Origin of the sequence: Pseudomonas sp. RW407, assembly GCF_003176655.1 — a bacterium.
Classification (GTDB): domain Bacteria; phylum Pseudomonadota; class Gammaproteobacteria; order Pseudomonadales; family Pseudomonadaceae; genus Pseudomonas; species Pseudomonas delhiensis.
This window is the reverse complement of the sequence record NZ_QGSL01000106.1, coordinates 1,512,235-1,528,734: the sequence shown is the minus strand read 5'-3', so window position 1 is coordinate 1,528,734 and position 16,500 is coordinate 1,512,235. Positions and strand designations below refer to the sequence as shown.

Genomic DNA, 16,500 nt, shown 5'->3' with positions numbered 1-16,500 from the left:
GCAGGTTCGGCCCTGACGCCAAGCTAGCAATCCGCCGCGGCGGAGAATGTCCCCCAAATGGGGGGCGGGCCCGGGCGGGCCCCGGTGGAGTGCGGCCTTGCGCGAAAGGTATGAATTTCGAATCACTACTAGGTTGCTTTCGACGCACCGGCTCGGCTGATTAGCTTCTGCGGCCAACAAAAACACCCAGAATGGGGAGAGCCGCATGAGTACAACGAGAAAGCGCGCCGGGTTCCCGCTGCAGGCGCTGGCCGCGGCGGTCGCGGTCGGCATCGGCGGGCACGCCCAGGCCGTCACCTTCAACATCGGCGAGATCGAGGGGCAGTTCGACTCCAGCCTGTCGGTGGGCGCCAGCTGGTCGACGAGCAAGCCGGACAAGGACTTCATCGGCGGCAACAACGGTGGCCGCGGCCTGTCGCAGACTTCCGACGACGCGCACCTGAACTTCAAGCGCGGCGAGACCTTCTCGAAGATCTTCAAGGGCATCCACGACCTGGAGCTGAAGTACGGCGACACCGGCGTCTTCGTCCGCGGCAAGTACTGGTACGACTTCGAGCTGAAGGACGAAAGCCGCCTGTTCAAGGACATCGACGACAGCGGCCGCAAGGAAGGCGCCAAGTCCTCCGGCGCCGAGCTGCTCGACGCCTTCGTCTACCACAACTACAGCATCGCCGACCTGCCGGGCAGCGTGCGCCTGGGCAAGCAGGTGGTGAGCTGGGGCGAGAGCACCTTCATCCAGGGCGGCATCAACGCCATCAACCCCATCGACGTGTCCGCCTTCCGCCGGCCCGGCGCCGAGATCAAGGAAGGCCTGATCCCGGTGAACATGTTCTATGTCTCGCAGAACATCACCGATTCCCTGTCGGCGGACGCCTTCTACCAGCTGGAATGGGACCAGACGGTGGTGGACAACTGCGGCACCTTCTTCTCCCAGGCCGACGTGGTGGCCGATGGCTGCAGCAACAACCTGGCGGTGCTGTCCCCGGCCCTGGCGCCGTTCGGCCCGGCCTTCGGCTACCAGACCACCCGCGAGGGCGTGATAGTGCCGCGCAGCGGCGACAAGGACGCCCGCGACGGCGGCCAGTACGGCATGGCCCTGCACTGGATGTCCGATGCGCTGGACACCGAATTCGGCGCCTACTACATGAACTACCACTCGCGCCTGCCGATCCTCAGCGTCAACGCCGCCGACCGCGCCACCTACGTTCGCTCGGCACAGGTGCTCGCCGGCGCCGTGCCGCAGGTGCCGGCCGCCGCGCGCCAGGGCGTGGCCATCGCCAACGTCGCCGGCGGCAGCAGCTATTTCATGGAGTACCCCGAGGACATCCACCTCTACGGCCTGAGCTTCTCCACCACGCTGCCCACCGGTACCGCCTGGCAGGGCGAGATCAGCTACCGGCCCAACGCCCCGGTGCAGATCAACACCACCGACCTGCTCTACGGCGGCGTGCGCGGCCTGGCCGGGATCAACCCGGCGTTTGCCGCCTTCTCCAACTTCTCCCTGGCCGGCGGCGACCCGGCGTCCATCCCCGGCAGCTCCCTGGCCGGCTACGAGCGCAAGGAGATCACCCAGCTGCAGACCACCTTCACCCACTTCCTCGACCAGGTCATGGGCGCCGAGCGCCTGACCCTGGTGGGCGAGGTGGGCTGGACCCACGTCGGCGGCCTGGAAAGCAGCCACGACGTACGCTACGGCCGCGACCCGGTCTTCGGCCCCGGCGAACTGCCCAACAATACCTGCCGGGCCATCAACGCCAACACCGTCGGCGCCAACGGCAAGAACGTCAGCCGCTACTGCGACAGCGACGGCTTCACCACCACCGACTCCTGGGGCTACCGGATGCGCGCCATCTGGGACTACAACGACGTGTTCGCCGGGGTGAACCTCAAGCCCAGCCTGGCCTGGTCCCACGACGTCGATGGCTTCTCGCCGGGCCCGGGCGGCAACTTCGAGGAAGGCCGCAAGGCGATCAGCCTGGGCCTGGACGCCGACTACCTGAACACCTACACGGCCAGCCTGTCGTACACCAACTTCTTCGGTGGCGACTACAACACCTCCAGCGACCGTGACTTCGTCGCCCTGAGCCTGGGGGTGAACTTCTGAAGGCAAGGGCGGCGGGCCCTGGTCCGCCGCCCACACCGGCAACATCCGCTTCGGGCGGTTTGTGGGCCGCCCCTTTTACTTCCCGCCGCTCCCGGCGGGCGGCCTCTCCGGCCGTCGACAGAGCAACTCCGTGGTTTGGCGGCCCCCCGGGCCGCCCTTTTTTCCCCCGTCCGGGGGATGAACCTTGTCCGGCGCGCTTCCTAGCATTGGCTGAAAAACGCCCAGCCGCGCCCGGAGTCTCCCCGCACCATGCCGCACAACCTGCCCGACCTGCCGCTGGACCACCTGCCACGCCCGCGCCTGAGCGAGCCGCTGCTTCGGGGCAACCCGCGCCTTCGCCTGCTCTGCGCCTGCGCCGGCAGTGGCAAGAGCCTGCTGCTGCGTGCCTGCGCCCAGGCAGCCCCGGCGAACACCGGGTTGTGCTGGCTGGACCTGCGCGGCCGGCGCATCGGCGTCAGCGAAGTGGTGCAGCGCCTGGCTTCCATGCTGGGGCTGCAGGAGGCCACGGAGCAGGCGCTGGAGGCGCGCCTGGCGCAGCAGGAGCGGCCGTTGTGGATCATGCTCGACCACCTGTGCGGCGCCGGCGAAGAGGTGGAAAGGTTGGTGGGCCGGCTGCTGCAGCTCGCCTCGCCGCAGGTTGGCTGGTGGGTCGCCAGCCGGCGCCGCCCGGCCTGGCCCCTGGCGCGCCTGCTGCTGGCCGGCGACCTGCACGAAGTGGATGCGCGGCAACTGGCCCTGACCGGGGCCGAGCTACAGGCGCTGCTGGAACAGCAGGCGGCCCCGTCGCTGGAGGCCGACACGCTGCTGCAGCGCACCCATGGCTGGTGCGCCGGCGCCGCCCTGGACCTGCTGGCCGCCCGCCTGGGCGAGCCGCCGATCGGCCGCGAGCGCCTGTTGCTGAATTACCTGCACTGCGAACTGCTCGACGGCCTGCCGGCGCGCCAGCGCCAGGCGCTGTGCCAGCTGGCCTGCCTGGCGGATTTCGACAAGCACCTGCTCGGCCACCTGTTCGAAGCGGGCGAGGGCGCCCATCTGCTGTCCGCGCTGCTTGACGCCGGGGCCTTCGTCGAGCCCGTGGGGCCGGGCGAGGAACGCCTGCGGGTCCACCCCGCCGTGGCGGGCGCGCTGGCGGCCAGCCTGCCGCCGTCGACCCGGCTTTGCCTGTATCGCCAGGCGTGTCAGTACTTCGTCGAACTGGGCGAGGAAGCGCAGGCGGTGCACTACGCATTGCTGGCCGAGCAGCCGGACATGGCGGCCAGCCTGATGGCGCGCATCGGTATCGAGGCCCTGCTGCACGGCGAAGGGCCGGCGGCGGTGCTGTGCTGGAGTGAACGCCTGCCGGAAACCCTGCTGCGCAGTACGCCGCAGGTGGTCCTGTTGCGGGCCTGGTCGCTGCTGCTCGCCGGCCGGCTGGACGAGGCCAGCGCCTGCGCCGGGCAACTCGCCGCCTTCCTGCCGAGCCCGTGCCGGCAGCGTCAGGCCGAATGGCTCGGGCACTGGCAGGCGCTGGTCGGCCAATTGCAGTTGCGTGCAGGCGATGCAGTGGCTGCCGCGGCGACGCTGGAGCAGGCCCTGCAGGGCTTGCCCGGGCAGGCCTGGGCGGTGCGGGTGCTGACGCAACTGGCGCTGCTCGAACAGGCACAGGCCGAAGGCCGCGACGACGCCGTGAGGCAGCTCGAAGACGCCGTGGCCAGGGTGGTTCGCGACCGCGATTGCCGAACCCTGGAGGCCATGCTGGTGCTCCAGCACGCCCGGCGCCTGGAATGGCGCGGCGAGTTCGCCCGCGCCGAAGGGGTGCTGAGGCGCGCGAACAGCGAACTGGCGACCCTCGGCGGCCGGGTGCGGGGCCGCACGCAGCTGCAGCTCGCCCGCAACCTCTGGCACCAGGGGCGCCTGGCCGAGGCGCGGGAGCTGTATGCGCAAGGCCTGGCATTCTGCGGGGCCGCCGCCGACCCCGCGGTGGCCTGGGCCCACGCCGGCCTGGCCGAGATCGATGCCGCCCAGGGCGACCTGGCCAGCGCCTATGCCAGGCTCACCGAGGCCCTGCGCTGCATGCAGCTGCTGCGTGTCGCGGAACCGCTGTACCGCCCGCAGCTGGACCTGCTACGTGCCCGCCTGTGGCTGCGCGAAGGCCAGCACAGGCGCTGTGCCGAACTGGCCGCCGCCTACCTGGCGCTGTGCCTGGAGCGGCCGGGCTGGCACCTGGAATTCCCCGGCGTGGATGCGCGCCGGCAGTTCGAACTGCTCCAGGCCCGAGCCGCCGTGGCCGCCGGGCAGGACCTGGCCGAGGTGCTGCAACCCTGGCTGCAGGAGGTGTTACGGGCGAGGCAGCTGGAGCTGGCGGCCGAGCTGGGCTTCGCCCTGGCCGAGGCGCACCTGGCCGGCGGCCGGCAACGCAAGGCGCAGGCGGCCCTGTTCGATGCACTGGCCCAGGCCAGGCGCTTCGGCGGGCCCGGCACCCAGGCCTACTGGCACTCGTTCCGCCCCGAGATTGCACGCTGGGCCGGAAGGGCCGGCGAGGGTGAAGGCGAGGCGGTGGACGTCAGCCAACTGAGCCGGCGCGAGCGCTCGGTGCTGGGCATGATCGCCGAAGGCCTGGCCAACCAGGAGATCGCCGAGCGCCTGCACATTTCCCTGCACACGGTGAAAAGCCACGCCCAGCGCATCAACAACAAGCTGGGTGTGTCGCGGCGCACCCAGGCCATCGTCCGGGCGAAGGCCCTGGGCCTGGTGCATTGAGCCCTGCGCGAAATCGCTGGCCGGGGCAGGGCGCATAACCGTTCGCGGTTATCCGCCGATGGCCGATGCACCGGGGCCTGACGAAAACGGCGGATAACGCCGTAGGCGTTATGCGCCCTACGGGAACGCCATGCCTCAGGGTGACTGTAGGCGCGGGCCCTGCCCGCGATTCGCGCGCAGGGTGCGCTCCTACAGGGTATGGCGTGGGTGGGGCAACGTAGGGCGCATAACCGTTCGCGGTTATCCGCCGTTGGCCGATGCGCCGGGGCCCGATGAAAACGGCGGATAACGCCGTAGGCGTTATGCGCCCTACGGGAACGCCATGCCTCAGGGTGACTGTAGGAGCGGGCCCTGCCCGCGAATCGCGCGCAGGGCGCGCTCCTACAGGGGATGGCGTGGGTGAGGCAACGTAGGGCGGATGACCGTTCGCGGTTATCCGCCGTTGGCCGATGCGCTGAGGCCCGATGAAAACGGCGGATAACGCCGTAGGCGTTATGCGCCCTACGGGAACGCCATGCCTCAGGGTGACTGTAGGAGCGGGCCCTGCGCGCGATTCGCGCGCAGGGCGCGCTCCTACAGGGGATGGCGTGGGTGGGGCAATGTAGGGCGAATAACCGTTCGCGGTTATCCGCCGCCATTCGTGCCGCCGGGGTGTCCAGCGTAGCCGGGGGCCAATCGCGGACGGAGTCCGCTCCTACGATCGTGCTTCCTGGAACCGTAGGAGCGGACTCTGTCCGCGATAGCAGGAGGTATCGGCGCGCCTCGCGGATAACGCCTTAGGCGTTATGCGCCCTACGGCTGGATGGGGGCGGGTAGAAAAATGCCCTCGTCGTCGGAGGGCATTGTCGGTGTTGCAACGGTGGCGGCTTCATCACCGCGCCTGGTGGGCCAGGGCGTACAGCTGCTTGGCTTCGCCGGCCAGGGGCGCCAGGGCAGAGGCGATGCGGGCGGTTTCCATCACCAGGACGTCGGAGCCTTCGTGGTTCTCCAGTACCCGCAGCATGTCTTCCAGGCGGCTCAGGCGCGATTCGGCGGCTTCGAACAGGTGGTTGGCGGGGGCATTGGGGTTGACGAAGAGGACGTCTTCGTACGACTGGTGCTGCAGGGGTTCCAGCTTCGCTTCGGGCACGGGCTACCTCCAGGGGGCGGGTCGGCAACGGATGCACGGTGTGGAGAGGTAGCGCATGTCCTTTGCCTCATGGGAGTGGGAAGGGCCGCGGCCCAAAAGGGCGGCGGACCGTGCGGGGGTCGCAAACCGGTGCATAGAAGCAGAAACCGGCCAGGCTGGAGCCTGACCCGCACGATCCGCCATGACTGCACCGTGCAGCAGGCAAGAAAAAGCGCCTGTGCAAGATGCATTGGCGCTTCGTGCGCTTCTATGCGGTTTCGGGTTGCGACGCCCGGCCACGGGATCACCGTGACGGACCGAATCTAGGGGCTCGCCTTGTAAGACCACAAGGGCGAATGCGCGTGGGACTTTTCGGTTGAAACGGAGCGAGGGCGGTGTATGTACCGCCCTTCGCCATTCAGGGGTGGGCGGCGCCCGGTTCGCCCGCGGGGTTTTCCGCCGCCGGCTGTTCGCCGCCGTTCTGCACCTGGTCCACCCAGGAGTTGAACAGCTCGTAGCCCACCGCCAGCACCACCGGGCCGATGAACAGGCCGATGATGCCGTTGCTGATCATCCCGCCCAGGGCGCCGATCAGCACCACCGGCATGGGCACGGAGACGCCGCGGCCGAGCATCAGCGGCTTGAGCACGTTGTCCGACAGGCCCGCGGCTATGGTCCAGATGGCGAAGAGGATGGTGGTGGCGCCCACGCCGTCCTGGCTGAACACGTAGAGCACCACCGGCAGGGTGATCAGCAGCACCGGCAGTTGCATGATGCCCAGCAACAGCACCAGCAGGGCCAGCAGGCCGGCGCCGGGCACGCCCATCAGCACCAGGCCCACGCCCACCAGCAGCATCTGGATGAAGGCGATGCCCACCACGCCCTGGGCCACCGCGCGGATGGTGGCCGCGCACAGGCTGGCCAGTTCGGCGCCGCGCTCGGGGCTGAAGATGCGCTGGGCGATGACGGTGGCGCGGTGCGCGCTGCGCTCGCCGTTGGCCAGGAACAGCCCGGCGATGATCAGGGCGAAGACGAACACCAGCACGCCGGTGCCCACGCCGGCCAGTTTCACCAGCAGGGTCTTGCTCAGGTCCTTCAGGTGCGGGGCCACCTGCTGCAGGGCCCAGCTCAGGTCCTGGGAGGCGTGCATCCAGATGCGGTACAGCGGCTCGCCGATCACCGGCCAGCCCTGCACGGCCTCGGTGGGCGGGGGGATTTCCAGCTTCCACTCCTGGGCCGAGTGCAGCGCCAGTTGCACGGAGCTGGCGATGGATTCGCCGAGGAAGGCCAGGGGCACGATGAGGCACAGCAGGGCGAGCAGCACCAGCAGGGTGGCGGCCTTGCCCGGGGACAGGCGCAGGGCGCCGGCGATGCGGGCGTTCAGCGGGTGCAGGGTGACGGCGAGGATCACCGCCCAGAGCATCACGCCGAGGAAGGGGCGGAAGATTTCGTAGCAGAAGATCACCAGCCCGGCGATCAGCCCGGCGCGTATCAGGACGTCCAGGTAGTCGCGGGCACTGCTGATCTCGAGGAACTTGCGGGCGGCCATGCGGAAAAGCTCCATTGCGGGTGCGTTGCCTGAAGGCTAGCCGCACGCGCGGGGCTCGCCAGCGCAGGGGAAAAACCGGCCTTCTCTTTGAACGACAGGCCCCCGCCAGGGCCGGGCCCAGGAGCCTGGCGGGGCCCGGCGGGGAGCGCTCGCCCGCAACGTCGGCGGGCCAAAAAGGCCATTGCATCGGAACACGAGAGCCGCCCGCCCGGAGGCCGGGTGGGCGACAACCTAGGTATAGCCGGCGGTGGCTGCCGCAGCGGCCGGGAACTGTGGCGCAGTCGATGTTTCCGGCAGGTGCCGCCGGCGCGCCGACGAATGTCGCGCCAGTGGCTACGCTTGAGCCAGGGCACCCGTGCGTGCCCGCAGGTGTAGCCATCGATGCCCGCAGCGAGGGCCAAGGAGTGGAGTACATGAGGCGCTGGTTCAGCATGCTGCTGTTGCTGTTCGTCGCGTTGCCGGGGTGGGTGCTGGCGGAGGTGCCGGCCGATGCCACGGAAGGGGTGCCGGGCACGCCGGCGGAGCTGAAGGTGGCCAACCGCAGCATCATCACCTTCCACGCCACCTTGCTGGGCGAGACGCCGGCGGCCCGCGCGCAGCGGGCCAAGGCGGTGATCGAGGAGGCCCTGCAGGGCACCGACGAGCTGAAGGTGGGCGTCGATACCATCCTGCACAGCCAACTGGTGCTGCTGGGCGGCCGGCGGGCGTTCATCGTCTCGCCGCTGGACCTGGACGTGCCCGGCGGCTCGGTGCAGGAGGCGGCCCGGGCAGCCGCGGCCAACCTGCGCGTGGTGGTGGAGGAAACCGGCCAGGCGCGCAGCCTGCGCTTCCTGCTCATGGCGCTGGGGTTCTCGGCGCTGGCCACGCTGGTCTATGCGCTGCTGCTCAAGGGCGCCGGCTACCTGCGGCGCAAGCTGCGCGGCCGGCTGCCGCTGCTGATGCGTGAACGCACCTACCAGATCAAGGTCGGGCACACGCCGCTGCTGGACATGCAGTACGTGTTCTACCTGGTGGACCGCCTGCTGGCGCTGCTGTACTGGGCGGTGGTGCTGCTGTGCGGCTACAAGTGGCTGAGCTTCGTGCTCTCGCAGTTCCCCTACACGCGGCCCTGGGGCGAGAGCCTCAACGTCTACCTGCTGGAGCTGGCCGACTACCTGCTGGACGGCATCGTCGGCGCCATCCCGGGCATCGCCGTGGCCGTGGCGATCTTCTTCATCGCCCGCGGCGTGAGCGGCTTCAGCCGGCGCCTGCTGGAACGCCTGGCGCGCCCCGGGAACATCCGCTGGCTAACCGTGGAGACGCTGCAGCCGACCACGCGCCTGACGTCCCTGGCCATCTGGCTGTTCGCCCTGGTGATGGCCTACCCGTACCTGCCGGGCTCGGGCACCGACGCCTTCAAGGGGCTTTCGGTGCTGCTGGGCCTGATGATCTCCCTGGGCGCGTCGAGCATGGTCGGCCAGGCCGCCGCCGGGCTCATCCTCACCTATTCGCGCACGCTCCGGGTGGGCGAGTACGTGCGGGTGGGCGACAACGAGGGCACGGTCACCGAGGTGGGCATGTTCAACACCACCATCCGCACCGGCCTGGGCGAGGTGCTGACGCTGCCCAACTCGATGATCACCGGTTCGGTGACGCGCAACTATTCGCGCGCCGTGCAGGGCACCGGCTACATCGTCGACACCGTGGTGACCATCGGCTACGACACGCCCTGGCGCCAGGTGGAGGCGATGCTGATCGAGGCCGCCCGGCGCACCGACGGCATTCTCGGCAAGCCCCGGCCGCAGGTGTTCCAGACCGGCCTGTCGGATTTCTACCCCGAGTACCGCCTGGTGGCCCAGGCCGTGCCCAGCGAGCCACGGCCGCGCGCCGAGCTGCTGAGCCTGCTGCACGCGAACATCCAGGACGTGTTCAACGAATACGGCGTGCAGATCATGTCGCCGCACTACCTGGCCGACCCCGCGCAGGAGAAGTGGGTACCCCGGGACAGGTGGTACAGCGCGCCGGCCGCGCCACCGGCCGGGGAGGGCGACCCCGGGGCCGATCCGCGCCGCTAGTCGGTGGCCCCCGGCATGATGATGCCGGGGTCGCCGTGCAGGCGCCGGTGCTCCAGGGGCGTCATGTCGAACCAGCGCTGGTGCGCGCGGCAGAACGAGGTGGTGCGCCGGTAGCCCAGCTCGCTGGCGATCTGCGCCACGCTCAGGTTGGTCCGGCGCAGCATCTGTTCGGCCTGGCGGCGGCGGATGCGGTCCAGGTGTTCCTCGAAGTCGATACCATCGTCGGCGAGGCGCCGCTGCAGCGTCCTGGGGTGCAGGCCGAGGGCGTGGGCGACCTGCTCCAGGCTGCAGCGGTGGTTCGGCAGCAGGATGCGGATCTTGCGCGCCACTTTCTCGCGCAGGTCGTCGTTGACGTCGCTGTAGGTCTCCAGGTAGAAGCGCACGATGGAGTGCAGGATCGCGTCGTGGTGGAGGCAGGCGCGCTGCAGCACCTCCGCGGGCATGACCAGGGCGTTGTGGTCCTGGCCGAACAGCACCGGGCAGCCGAAGTACTCGCGATAGGTCTCCATTTCGCCCACGGCCTGGTGGCGGAACATCACGGCCTTGGGAGTCCAGGGGGTGCCGCTCACTTCGCTGACCAGCAGTTTGCCGTGCAGCACCGATTTCTCCACGATCTGCGGCGTCTGGATGTTGCTGGGCAGGGCATTGTCGAAGTACAGCAGCGCCTGGCCGGGGCGGCGTTCCAGGCGATAGAGGATGGAAGGGCTGTATATGCTCATGTAGCGGATCACCGCCACCAGGGCGTCGCCCACCGTGGGCGCGGAGTGGGCCAGGTGCTGCAGCGGGCCTGCCAGCGCGAAGCCCTGGCGGGTGGCCAGCTCCAGGCCGAAGTGCGGTAGGTCGAGGGCCCGGGCGCTGCCCTCGAAGATCTGCACCAGGCTCTTGTAGGGCAGTTGCTTGTCGAAACTGCCGACCACGTCCAGGCCGATGCGATGGGGGGCGAGGAAGTCGCGCACGGAGGCGCCGCGCTCGGTGACCAGTTCGCCGAATTTGAGAAAGGCTGTGCCGCGAATGCTATCCATGTCCGTTCTTGTTCGTAGCCGGTGGGTTGCCCGTCAGTATGGCCGCCGAGGTGGGGCCTGCACGCTGGGGCGATGAGCTGTCGTGTATGGGGTGCTGCGGAAAAGGCGCCCGGGGCAGCGGGGCCCCGGGCGGCGGGGCTTACTTCTTCAGTGCCTGGAACGACTTGACCATGTCCGCGGCCCAGCCGTCGAGCACGGCGCGGGCGTCGCTGGCCTTCATGACCTGGGAGGAGTTCTCCAGCTCGGCGCCGGCGCCCTTGCGCACCACCTCGGCCACCACCTGGCTGTTGCCGCCGTCGAGGAAGGCCGCCTCGGTGGCGATGCTGGTGTCCTGGTCGCGGATGCCGGTGGCGACGCTGACGCCGGCGGCCACCAGGGCGATGGGGATCACCTCGTAGGGCTGCAGGCCCTTGGTCGAGGCGCTCACCCCGGTGATCGCCGGGCGCACCACCAGCACGCCCGGGCCGGGGCCGCTGGCCAATGGCAGGGCCTTGGCGAATTGCGTCTGCAGGGCCTGGTCGTAGTAGGTGGTGATGCCGCTCAGGGTGCTCTGCGGGATCTTCTCGGTGGGTTGCGGCTGGGGATAGAGCTGGCTCGGCTCGACATAAACGCTGGTGAAGCGGTTGACGTCGATGCCCGGCTGGATCCAGCGCATGACCGGTGCTCCGGAAGGCGATTTTTCTTCCTTCAGCACGCTGTAGTTCTTGAGGAAACCGGAGTACTGCTCGGGCTCGACGTACTTGCTCGCGCAGCCGGAGAGCACGAGGGACGCCAGGCACACGGATACCGCTAACGACTTCAACTTCATCGAGTTGCTCCTTGTTGGACGGTAATGACAGGGTAGGGGATCGGGTGCACGGCCAGGGTTGTCCGCTGGCCGCTAGTAGCGCCAGGTGACGCCCGCGGCCAGGGCATGCAGTGCGGCATCCTTGTAGGTGCCGGAGAGGGTGGTTCCGGAGCGCGACTTGGTCTGCTCGACGTCCATATCACCCAGCCACATGAGAGTGTAGGCGAAGTGCACGTCCATGCCGTCGCCCAGGTCGTAGTTGATACCCGTGGCGAAGCGCCAGACGGCGCCGGCGGGGTTGTCCACGGTGCGGTCGCCGTCGTCGACCATCGGGCTGTCGTAGCCCATGCCCATGCTCCAGCGCAGTTTCGGCGTGGCCTGGTACTGGGCGCCGACCGAGGCATGCCAGGAATCCTTGTACTGGCGGTCGACGGTGCGGCTGACGCCGCCGGCGTTGGCATCGACTTCCACGCCGATGTCGCCGAAGTCGCTCCAGTCCTGCCAGCCCAGGCTGCCCAGCAGCGTCCATTGCGGGTCGAGGTCGTAGGCGAGGCTGAGCTGGGCCGTCTGCGGGATGTTCAGGTCCAGTTCCAGCTTGTCCACGTCGAGGCGGTTGAGGGCGGCGTTGAGCAGCGGGTTGCTGATGTTGTCCAGGTCCGGGCGGTCCTTGAATTCCAGCTTGACCTTGCTGGTGTACGCCAGGCCGACGCGGGTGCGCTCGTTCAGTTCGTAGAGCAGGCCGATGTTGAAGCCGGTGCCGACGTCGGTGTCCTTGTATTCCAGCTGGCCGTCGGGGCGGTCGACCAGGCCGAGCAGGCTGTTGTTGACCGCCACTTCGGTGCGGTAGTAGCCGTACACCAGGCGCGGACCGATGCCGACGGAGAGCTTGTCGGTGAACTTGTGCGCCAGTGTCGGCTGCAGGGACACGCTGAGAATCGCCGCCTCCTGGGTGAAGTAGCGGCCCGCCCAGTCGTCGTCGTAGTCCACCGCCAGGCCGAAGTTGCCGTACACGCCGAAGCCGATGGCGTTGTCTTCGTCGATGCGGTGGCTGACGAAGAGGCTGGCGCCGGGCAGGTACTTCAGGGCATTGCCGCCTTCGTTGCCGTCGAACTGGTTGGCGTCGTCGCGAGAGAACTTGTAGTGCCCCAGCAGCACCTGGCCGTTGGCGTTGATCTGGGTGCCGGCCAGCGCGGTGATGCCCGCCGGGTTGCTCATCAGCACGCTGGGGTCGCGGGCCAGCGCCGCGGCGCCGGCGTTGGCCAGGCCCGTGCCTTCCTGGCCCACTTCGTAGATCAGCGCATCGGCGCCCCAGGCGCTGCCGGCGGCCAGCCCCAGCGCACCTGCCAGCATGGCTGGGTTCAATCGCAAACGACGGAATTTCTTGCTCGCCACGGCGCTTCCTTTTGCTCGTTGTCGGCGGTGCCGGCGCCCTTGCGTGCGCGGCTACCACCCCTTTGGGGGAGTGTTGTGACACAGACCAGCCTAGATACTGACAGCGGTTACGCAACCTCGCAGGCCCAGGGCCGCGACGGGGATGTTCATTACACGACAGTGCGGCTTTTGCCGTGGCGCCGACCGGGCCGCGGACTAGAGTTAGGGCAACCCTGCGCCAGCGCAGTGGAGTGGCAAAGCGCCAGGCATGGTGCGCCCGCCGCAGGGAAACCGCATGCGATGCGACGGCCGGAACAAGGAAAAAGACAGTGAGCACACGTGAGCAGATCGCCAGCCTGGAAGCCAGCGTCGGTGCGCAGGTACTGGGGCAGGAAGAGACCATCCGCAACATCCTGCTGGGGCTTCTGGCCAACGGCCATGTGTTGCTGGAGAGCCTGCCCGGCCTGGCCAAGACGCGCACGGTCAAGGCCCTGTCGAAGAACCTCGACGCGCGCATGAGCCGCATCCAGTTCACCCCCGACCTGCTGCCCTCGGACATCACCGGCGGCGAGATCCTGCAGCAGACCGAGGCCGGCAACCAGCTGAAGTTCCAGCCCGGCCCGCTGTTCGGCAACGTCATCCTCGCCGACGAGATCAACCGCGCCCCGGCCAAGGTCCAGGCGGCCCTGCTGGAGGCCATGGAGGAACGCCAGATCACCGTGGCCGGGCAGACCCACGCCATGCCCGGGCTGTTCATGGTGCTGGCCACGCAGAACCCCATCGAGCAGGAAGGCACCTACCCGCTGCCCGAGGCGCAGATGGACCGCTTCCTGATGAAGCTCTTGATCGACTACCCCAGGGTGGAGGACGAGACCCAGGTGCTGCGCCTGGTGCGCGCCGAGGAGCAGCGCCAGCAGGCCGGCGCAGCCGCCGAGGCGCCCGCGCCGCTGGCCCAGGAGGCGATCTTCGCCGCCCGCCGCGAGGTCGGCCAGGTGCACGTGGCCGAGGCCATCGACCGCTACCTGATCGACCTGATCAACGCCACCCGCCGCCCGGCCGACTACGACGCGGACCTGGCGCGCTGGATCAAGGTGGGCGCCAGCCCGCGCGGCGGCATCAGCCTGGACCGCGTGGCGCGCGCCCACGCCTGGCTGGCCGGCAGCGACTACGTCTCGCCCGACGACGTGCGCGCCGTGCTGCACCCGGTGCTGCGCCACCGCCTGCTGCTGTCCTACGACGCCGTGGCCGACGGCGTGAGCGCCGACCAGGTGGTCGACCGGCTGCTCGACAAGGTCGCGGTACCGGCCTGAGGGGAGGGTAGCCATGGCCCCTGCAACGCCCGTCGCCGACGGCTTCGTCTACGCCTCGCTGGAGCAGCTGATGCTGCTGGAGCACCAGGTGCGCGGGCTCAGTTTCCTGTCGCGGCAGCCGCTGTCCAGCGTGCTCTCCGGCAACCACGCGGCGCGTTTGCGCGGCCGCGGGCTGAGCTTCGACGAGCTGCGCCAGTACAGCCCCGGCGACGACCTGCGGCACCTGGACTGGCGTGCCTCGCTGCGCTACGGCAAGCCCTTCGTGCGCAGCTACACCGAGGAGCGCGACCGCCCGACGCTGCTGCTGGTGGACCAGCGCATGAGCATGTACTTCGGCTCCAAACGCAACTTCAAGTCGGTGACCGCTGCGGAGCTGGCGGCCATCGGCGCCTGGATGGCCTTCCACGCCGGCGACCGGGTGGGCGGGCTGGTGTTCGGCGACCAGCGCATCGACTACGTGCGCCCGTTGCGCAGCCGCGCGCGGGTGGAGGCGCTGTGCTCGGCGGTGGTGCGGCACAACCATTCGCTGCAGGCGACACGCACCGACGACGAGTCGCCGGGGCAGCTCGACCGGGTGCTGCGCGAGTGCCTGGCGGTGGCCGGGCACGACGCGCTGATCGTGATCATCAGCGACTTCGCCGGCGTCGGCCCGCAGACCCTGCAGCTGCTGCGCCAGCTGAGCGCGCACAACGACGTGCTGGCGCTGCAGGTGTTCGACCCCATCGCCCTGAAGATTCCCGACCGCGGCCGCGTCACCGTCACCCAGGGCGAACTGCAGGTGGAACTGGAAGTGGGCCGGCGCCAGGTGCACCAGCCGCTGGGCGAATTCCTCTCCGGGCGGCTGAAGGACGTGGCCACGCTGCTGCGCCGCAGCCAGGTGCCGCTGATGATGTTCAGCACCGGGCGCGAGAGCCTGGAGCAGCTGCGCGGCGAACTGGGCCGGCTATCGGGCGTGCCGCGATGAGCCTGGCCGCCGTACCGGGCATCGACCAGCTGCAGGAGCTGGCGCTGCCGCCACCGGTCACCGGCTACTGGCCGCAGACCTGGGGCTGGCTGGTGCTGGCGCTGGTGCTGGTCGCCTTGCTGGCGGCCTGGGGCACCTGGCGCTACCTGCGCTGGCGGCGCGACCGCTACCGGCGCGAGGCCCTGGCCCTGCTGGACCAACTGAGCGCCGAGCTGGCCGACCCGCAGCGCCGCCTGGGCGCCCTGCGCGAACTACCGCAGCTGCTCAAGCGCGTGGCCCTGTCGCTGCCCGGCGGCGAGGCCGCGGCGCGCCTGGGCGGGCCGCAGTGGCAGGCGTTCCTGCAACGGCGCAGCGCCACGCCGCTGCCGGCGGACCTGGCGCAGCGCCTGGCGCTGCTCGCCTACGCCCCGGCCGAGCGCCTGCAGGCCCTGGCCGACAGCGAGGTACAGGCACTGCTGGCAGCCTGCCGGCATTGGATCGAGGTCCACCATGTGGCAGTTTGATTATCCCTGGCTGCTGTTCCTGCTGCCGCTGCCCTGGCTGGCGTACCGCTACCTGCGCGCCTACCACGAGTCGCGCAGCGCCCTGCGCGTGCCGTTCTTCGCCGCCATGAGCCGCGCCACCGGCCAGGCCCCGGGCAGTGGCCGGGCCGCCGGCGGGCGCTGGCAATTGTGGCTGAACCTGCTGGTGTGGGCCCTGCTGGTGGCCGCCTGTGCGCGCCCGGTGCTGGTGGAGAAGCCCATCGAGAAGGAACGGCCGATCCGCGACCTGATGCTGGCGCTGGACATCTCCCAGTCCATGGAGACCCGCGACTACGCAGGCCCCGACGGGCAGAAGGTGGACCGCCTGAGCGCGGTGAAGAGCGTGGTGCGCGACTTCATCGCCAGGCGCAAGGACGACCGCATCGGCCTGATCGTCTTCGGCACCGGCGCCTTCCCCCAGGCGCCGCCGACCCTGGACCACGCCAGCCTGCTGATGCTGCTGGACGAGGTGGGCATCGGCATGGCCGGGCCGAACACCGCCCTGGGCGATGCCATTGGCCTGACCATCAAGCTGCTGGCCGACGCCCGGGAGCAGGAGAAGGTGCTGATCCTGCTCACCGACGGCAACGACACCGCCAGCGCCATCACCCCCGACCACGCGGCGGCCATGGCCCGCGAGCACGGCATCGTGGTGCACACCATCGGCATCGGCGACCCCGCGGCCAGCGGCGAGGCCAAGGTGGACCTGGACGGCCTGCGCGGCATCGCCCGGGCCACCGGCGGGCGCTTCTTCCGCGCAGGCGACAGCGGTGCCCTGCAGCAGGTGTACGCCACCCTGGACCGCATCACCCCGCACAAGGTGAAAACCTTCAGCCACCAGCCCAAGCGCGACCTGTTCTGGCTGCCCCTGGGCGCGGCGCTGCTGGCCCTGGCGCTGGCCCATGGCCTGGCGGCCCTGGCCGGGCGCGTGAGCGCGCCGGGGCGGCGCCAGACGCAGGTGGAGGGCTGAG

General features: G+C 69.6%; 12 protein-coding genes. 7 read left to right on the top strand and 5 right to left on the bottom strand.

Going from position 1 to position 16,500, the window contains the following annotated elements:
• Positions 1–205 precede the first annotated feature (205 nt).
• Together DK254_RS23590 and DK254_RS23585 are read left to right on the top strand one after the other, a co-directional pair.
• The gene (locus DK254_RS23590) at positions 206–2,104 is read left to right on the top strand and encodes a DUF1302 domain-containing protein (RefSeq protein WP_109935726.1); all 1,899 of its coding nucleotides are present in this window, start codon (positions 206–208) and stop codon (positions 2,102–2,104) included.
• 249 nt (positions 2,105–2,353) lie between these two features.
• Complete coding sequence (locus tag DK254_RS23585; RefSeq protein WP_109935725.1) at positions 2,354–4,843, top strand: LuxR C-terminal-related transcriptional regulator; 2,490 nt, start codon at positions 2,354–2,356, stop codon at positions 4,841–4,843.
• 871 nt (positions 4,844–5,714) lie between these two features.
• Here the strand turns inward: DK254_RS23585 and DK254_RS23580 are convergent.
• Both DK254_RS23580 and DK254_RS23575 read right to left on the bottom strand, forming a co-directional pair.
• Complete coding sequence (locus DK254_RS23580; RefSeq protein WP_089393320.1) at positions 5,715–5,972, bottom strand: hypothetical protein; 258 nt, start codon at positions 5,970–5,972, stop codon at positions 5,715–5,717.
• Between the two features lie 397 nt (positions 5,973–6,369).
• On the bottom strand, positions 6,370–7,500 hold the full coding sequence (locus DK254_RS23575; protein WP_256595928.1) for an AI-2E family transporter: 1,131 nt from the start codon (positions 7,498–7,500) through the stop codon (positions 6,370–6,372).
• Between the two features lie 431 nt (positions 7,501–7,931).
• On the opposite strand from DK254_RS23575, the gene DK254_RS23570 reads away from it, so the two are divergent.
• Positions 7,932–9,554, top strand: coding sequence for a mechanosensitive ion channel family protein (locus DK254_RS23570; RefSeq protein WP_371921180.1), 1,623 nt, complete (start codon positions 7,932–7,934; stop codon positions 9,552–9,554).
• Here DK254_RS23570 and DK254_RS23565 read toward each other — a convergent pair.
• From DK254_RS23565 to DK254_RS23555, 3 genes are all read right to left on the bottom strand, one after another.
• A complete protein-coding gene (locus DK254_RS23565) occupies positions 9,551–10,576 on the bottom strand; it encodes an AraC family transcriptional regulator (protein ID WP_109935723.1) in 1,026 nt (341 codons plus the stop codon). The genes DK254_RS23570 and DK254_RS23565 overlap by 4 nt on opposite strands.
• Before the next feature lie 139 nt (positions 10,577–10,715).
• Positions 10,716–11,384 (bottom strand): DUF3313 domain-containing protein, encoded by a 669-nt coding sequence (locus DK254_RS23560; RefSeq protein WP_109935722.1) that lies wholly within the window; start codon positions 11,382–11,384, stop codon positions 10,716–10,718.
• 72 nt (positions 11,385–11,456) lie between these two features.
• Entirely contained in the window at positions 11,457–12,713 is a 1,257-nt protein-coding gene (locus DK254_RS23555; protein WP_109935721.1) for an OmpP1/FadL family transporter, read from the bottom strand.
• A gap of 350 nt (positions 12,714–13,063) precedes the next feature.
• Between DK254_RS23555 and DK254_RS23550 the strand changes: the two genes are divergently transcribed.
• The 4 genes from DK254_RS23550 to DK254_RS23535 are packed head-to-tail and all read left to right on the top strand — an operon-like array spanning position 13,064 to position 16,499.
• Entirely contained in the window at positions 13,064–14,044 is a 981-nt protein-coding gene (locus tag DK254_RS23550) for a MoxR family ATPase (protein ID WP_109935720.1), read from the top strand.
• 13 nt (positions 14,045–14,057) lie between these two features.
• Entirely contained in the window at positions 14,058–15,008 is a 951-nt protein-coding gene (locus tag DK254_RS23545) for a DUF58 domain-containing protein (protein WP_109935719.1), read from the top strand.
• Positions 15,005–15,511, top strand: coding sequence for a DUF4381 domain-containing protein (locus tag DK254_RS23540; protein ID WP_109935718.1), 507 nt, complete (start codon positions 15,005–15,007; stop codon positions 15,509–15,511). Before DK254_RS23545 ends, DK254_RS23540 begins: the two co-directional genes overlap by 4 nt.
• A complete protein-coding gene (locus tag DK254_RS23535; protein ID WP_109935717.1) occupies positions 15,498–16,499 on the top strand; it encodes a VWA domain-containing protein in 1,002 nt (333 codons plus the stop codon). Before DK254_RS23540 ends, DK254_RS23535 begins: the two co-directional genes overlap by 14 nt.
• Position 16,500 lies beyond the last annotated feature (1 nt).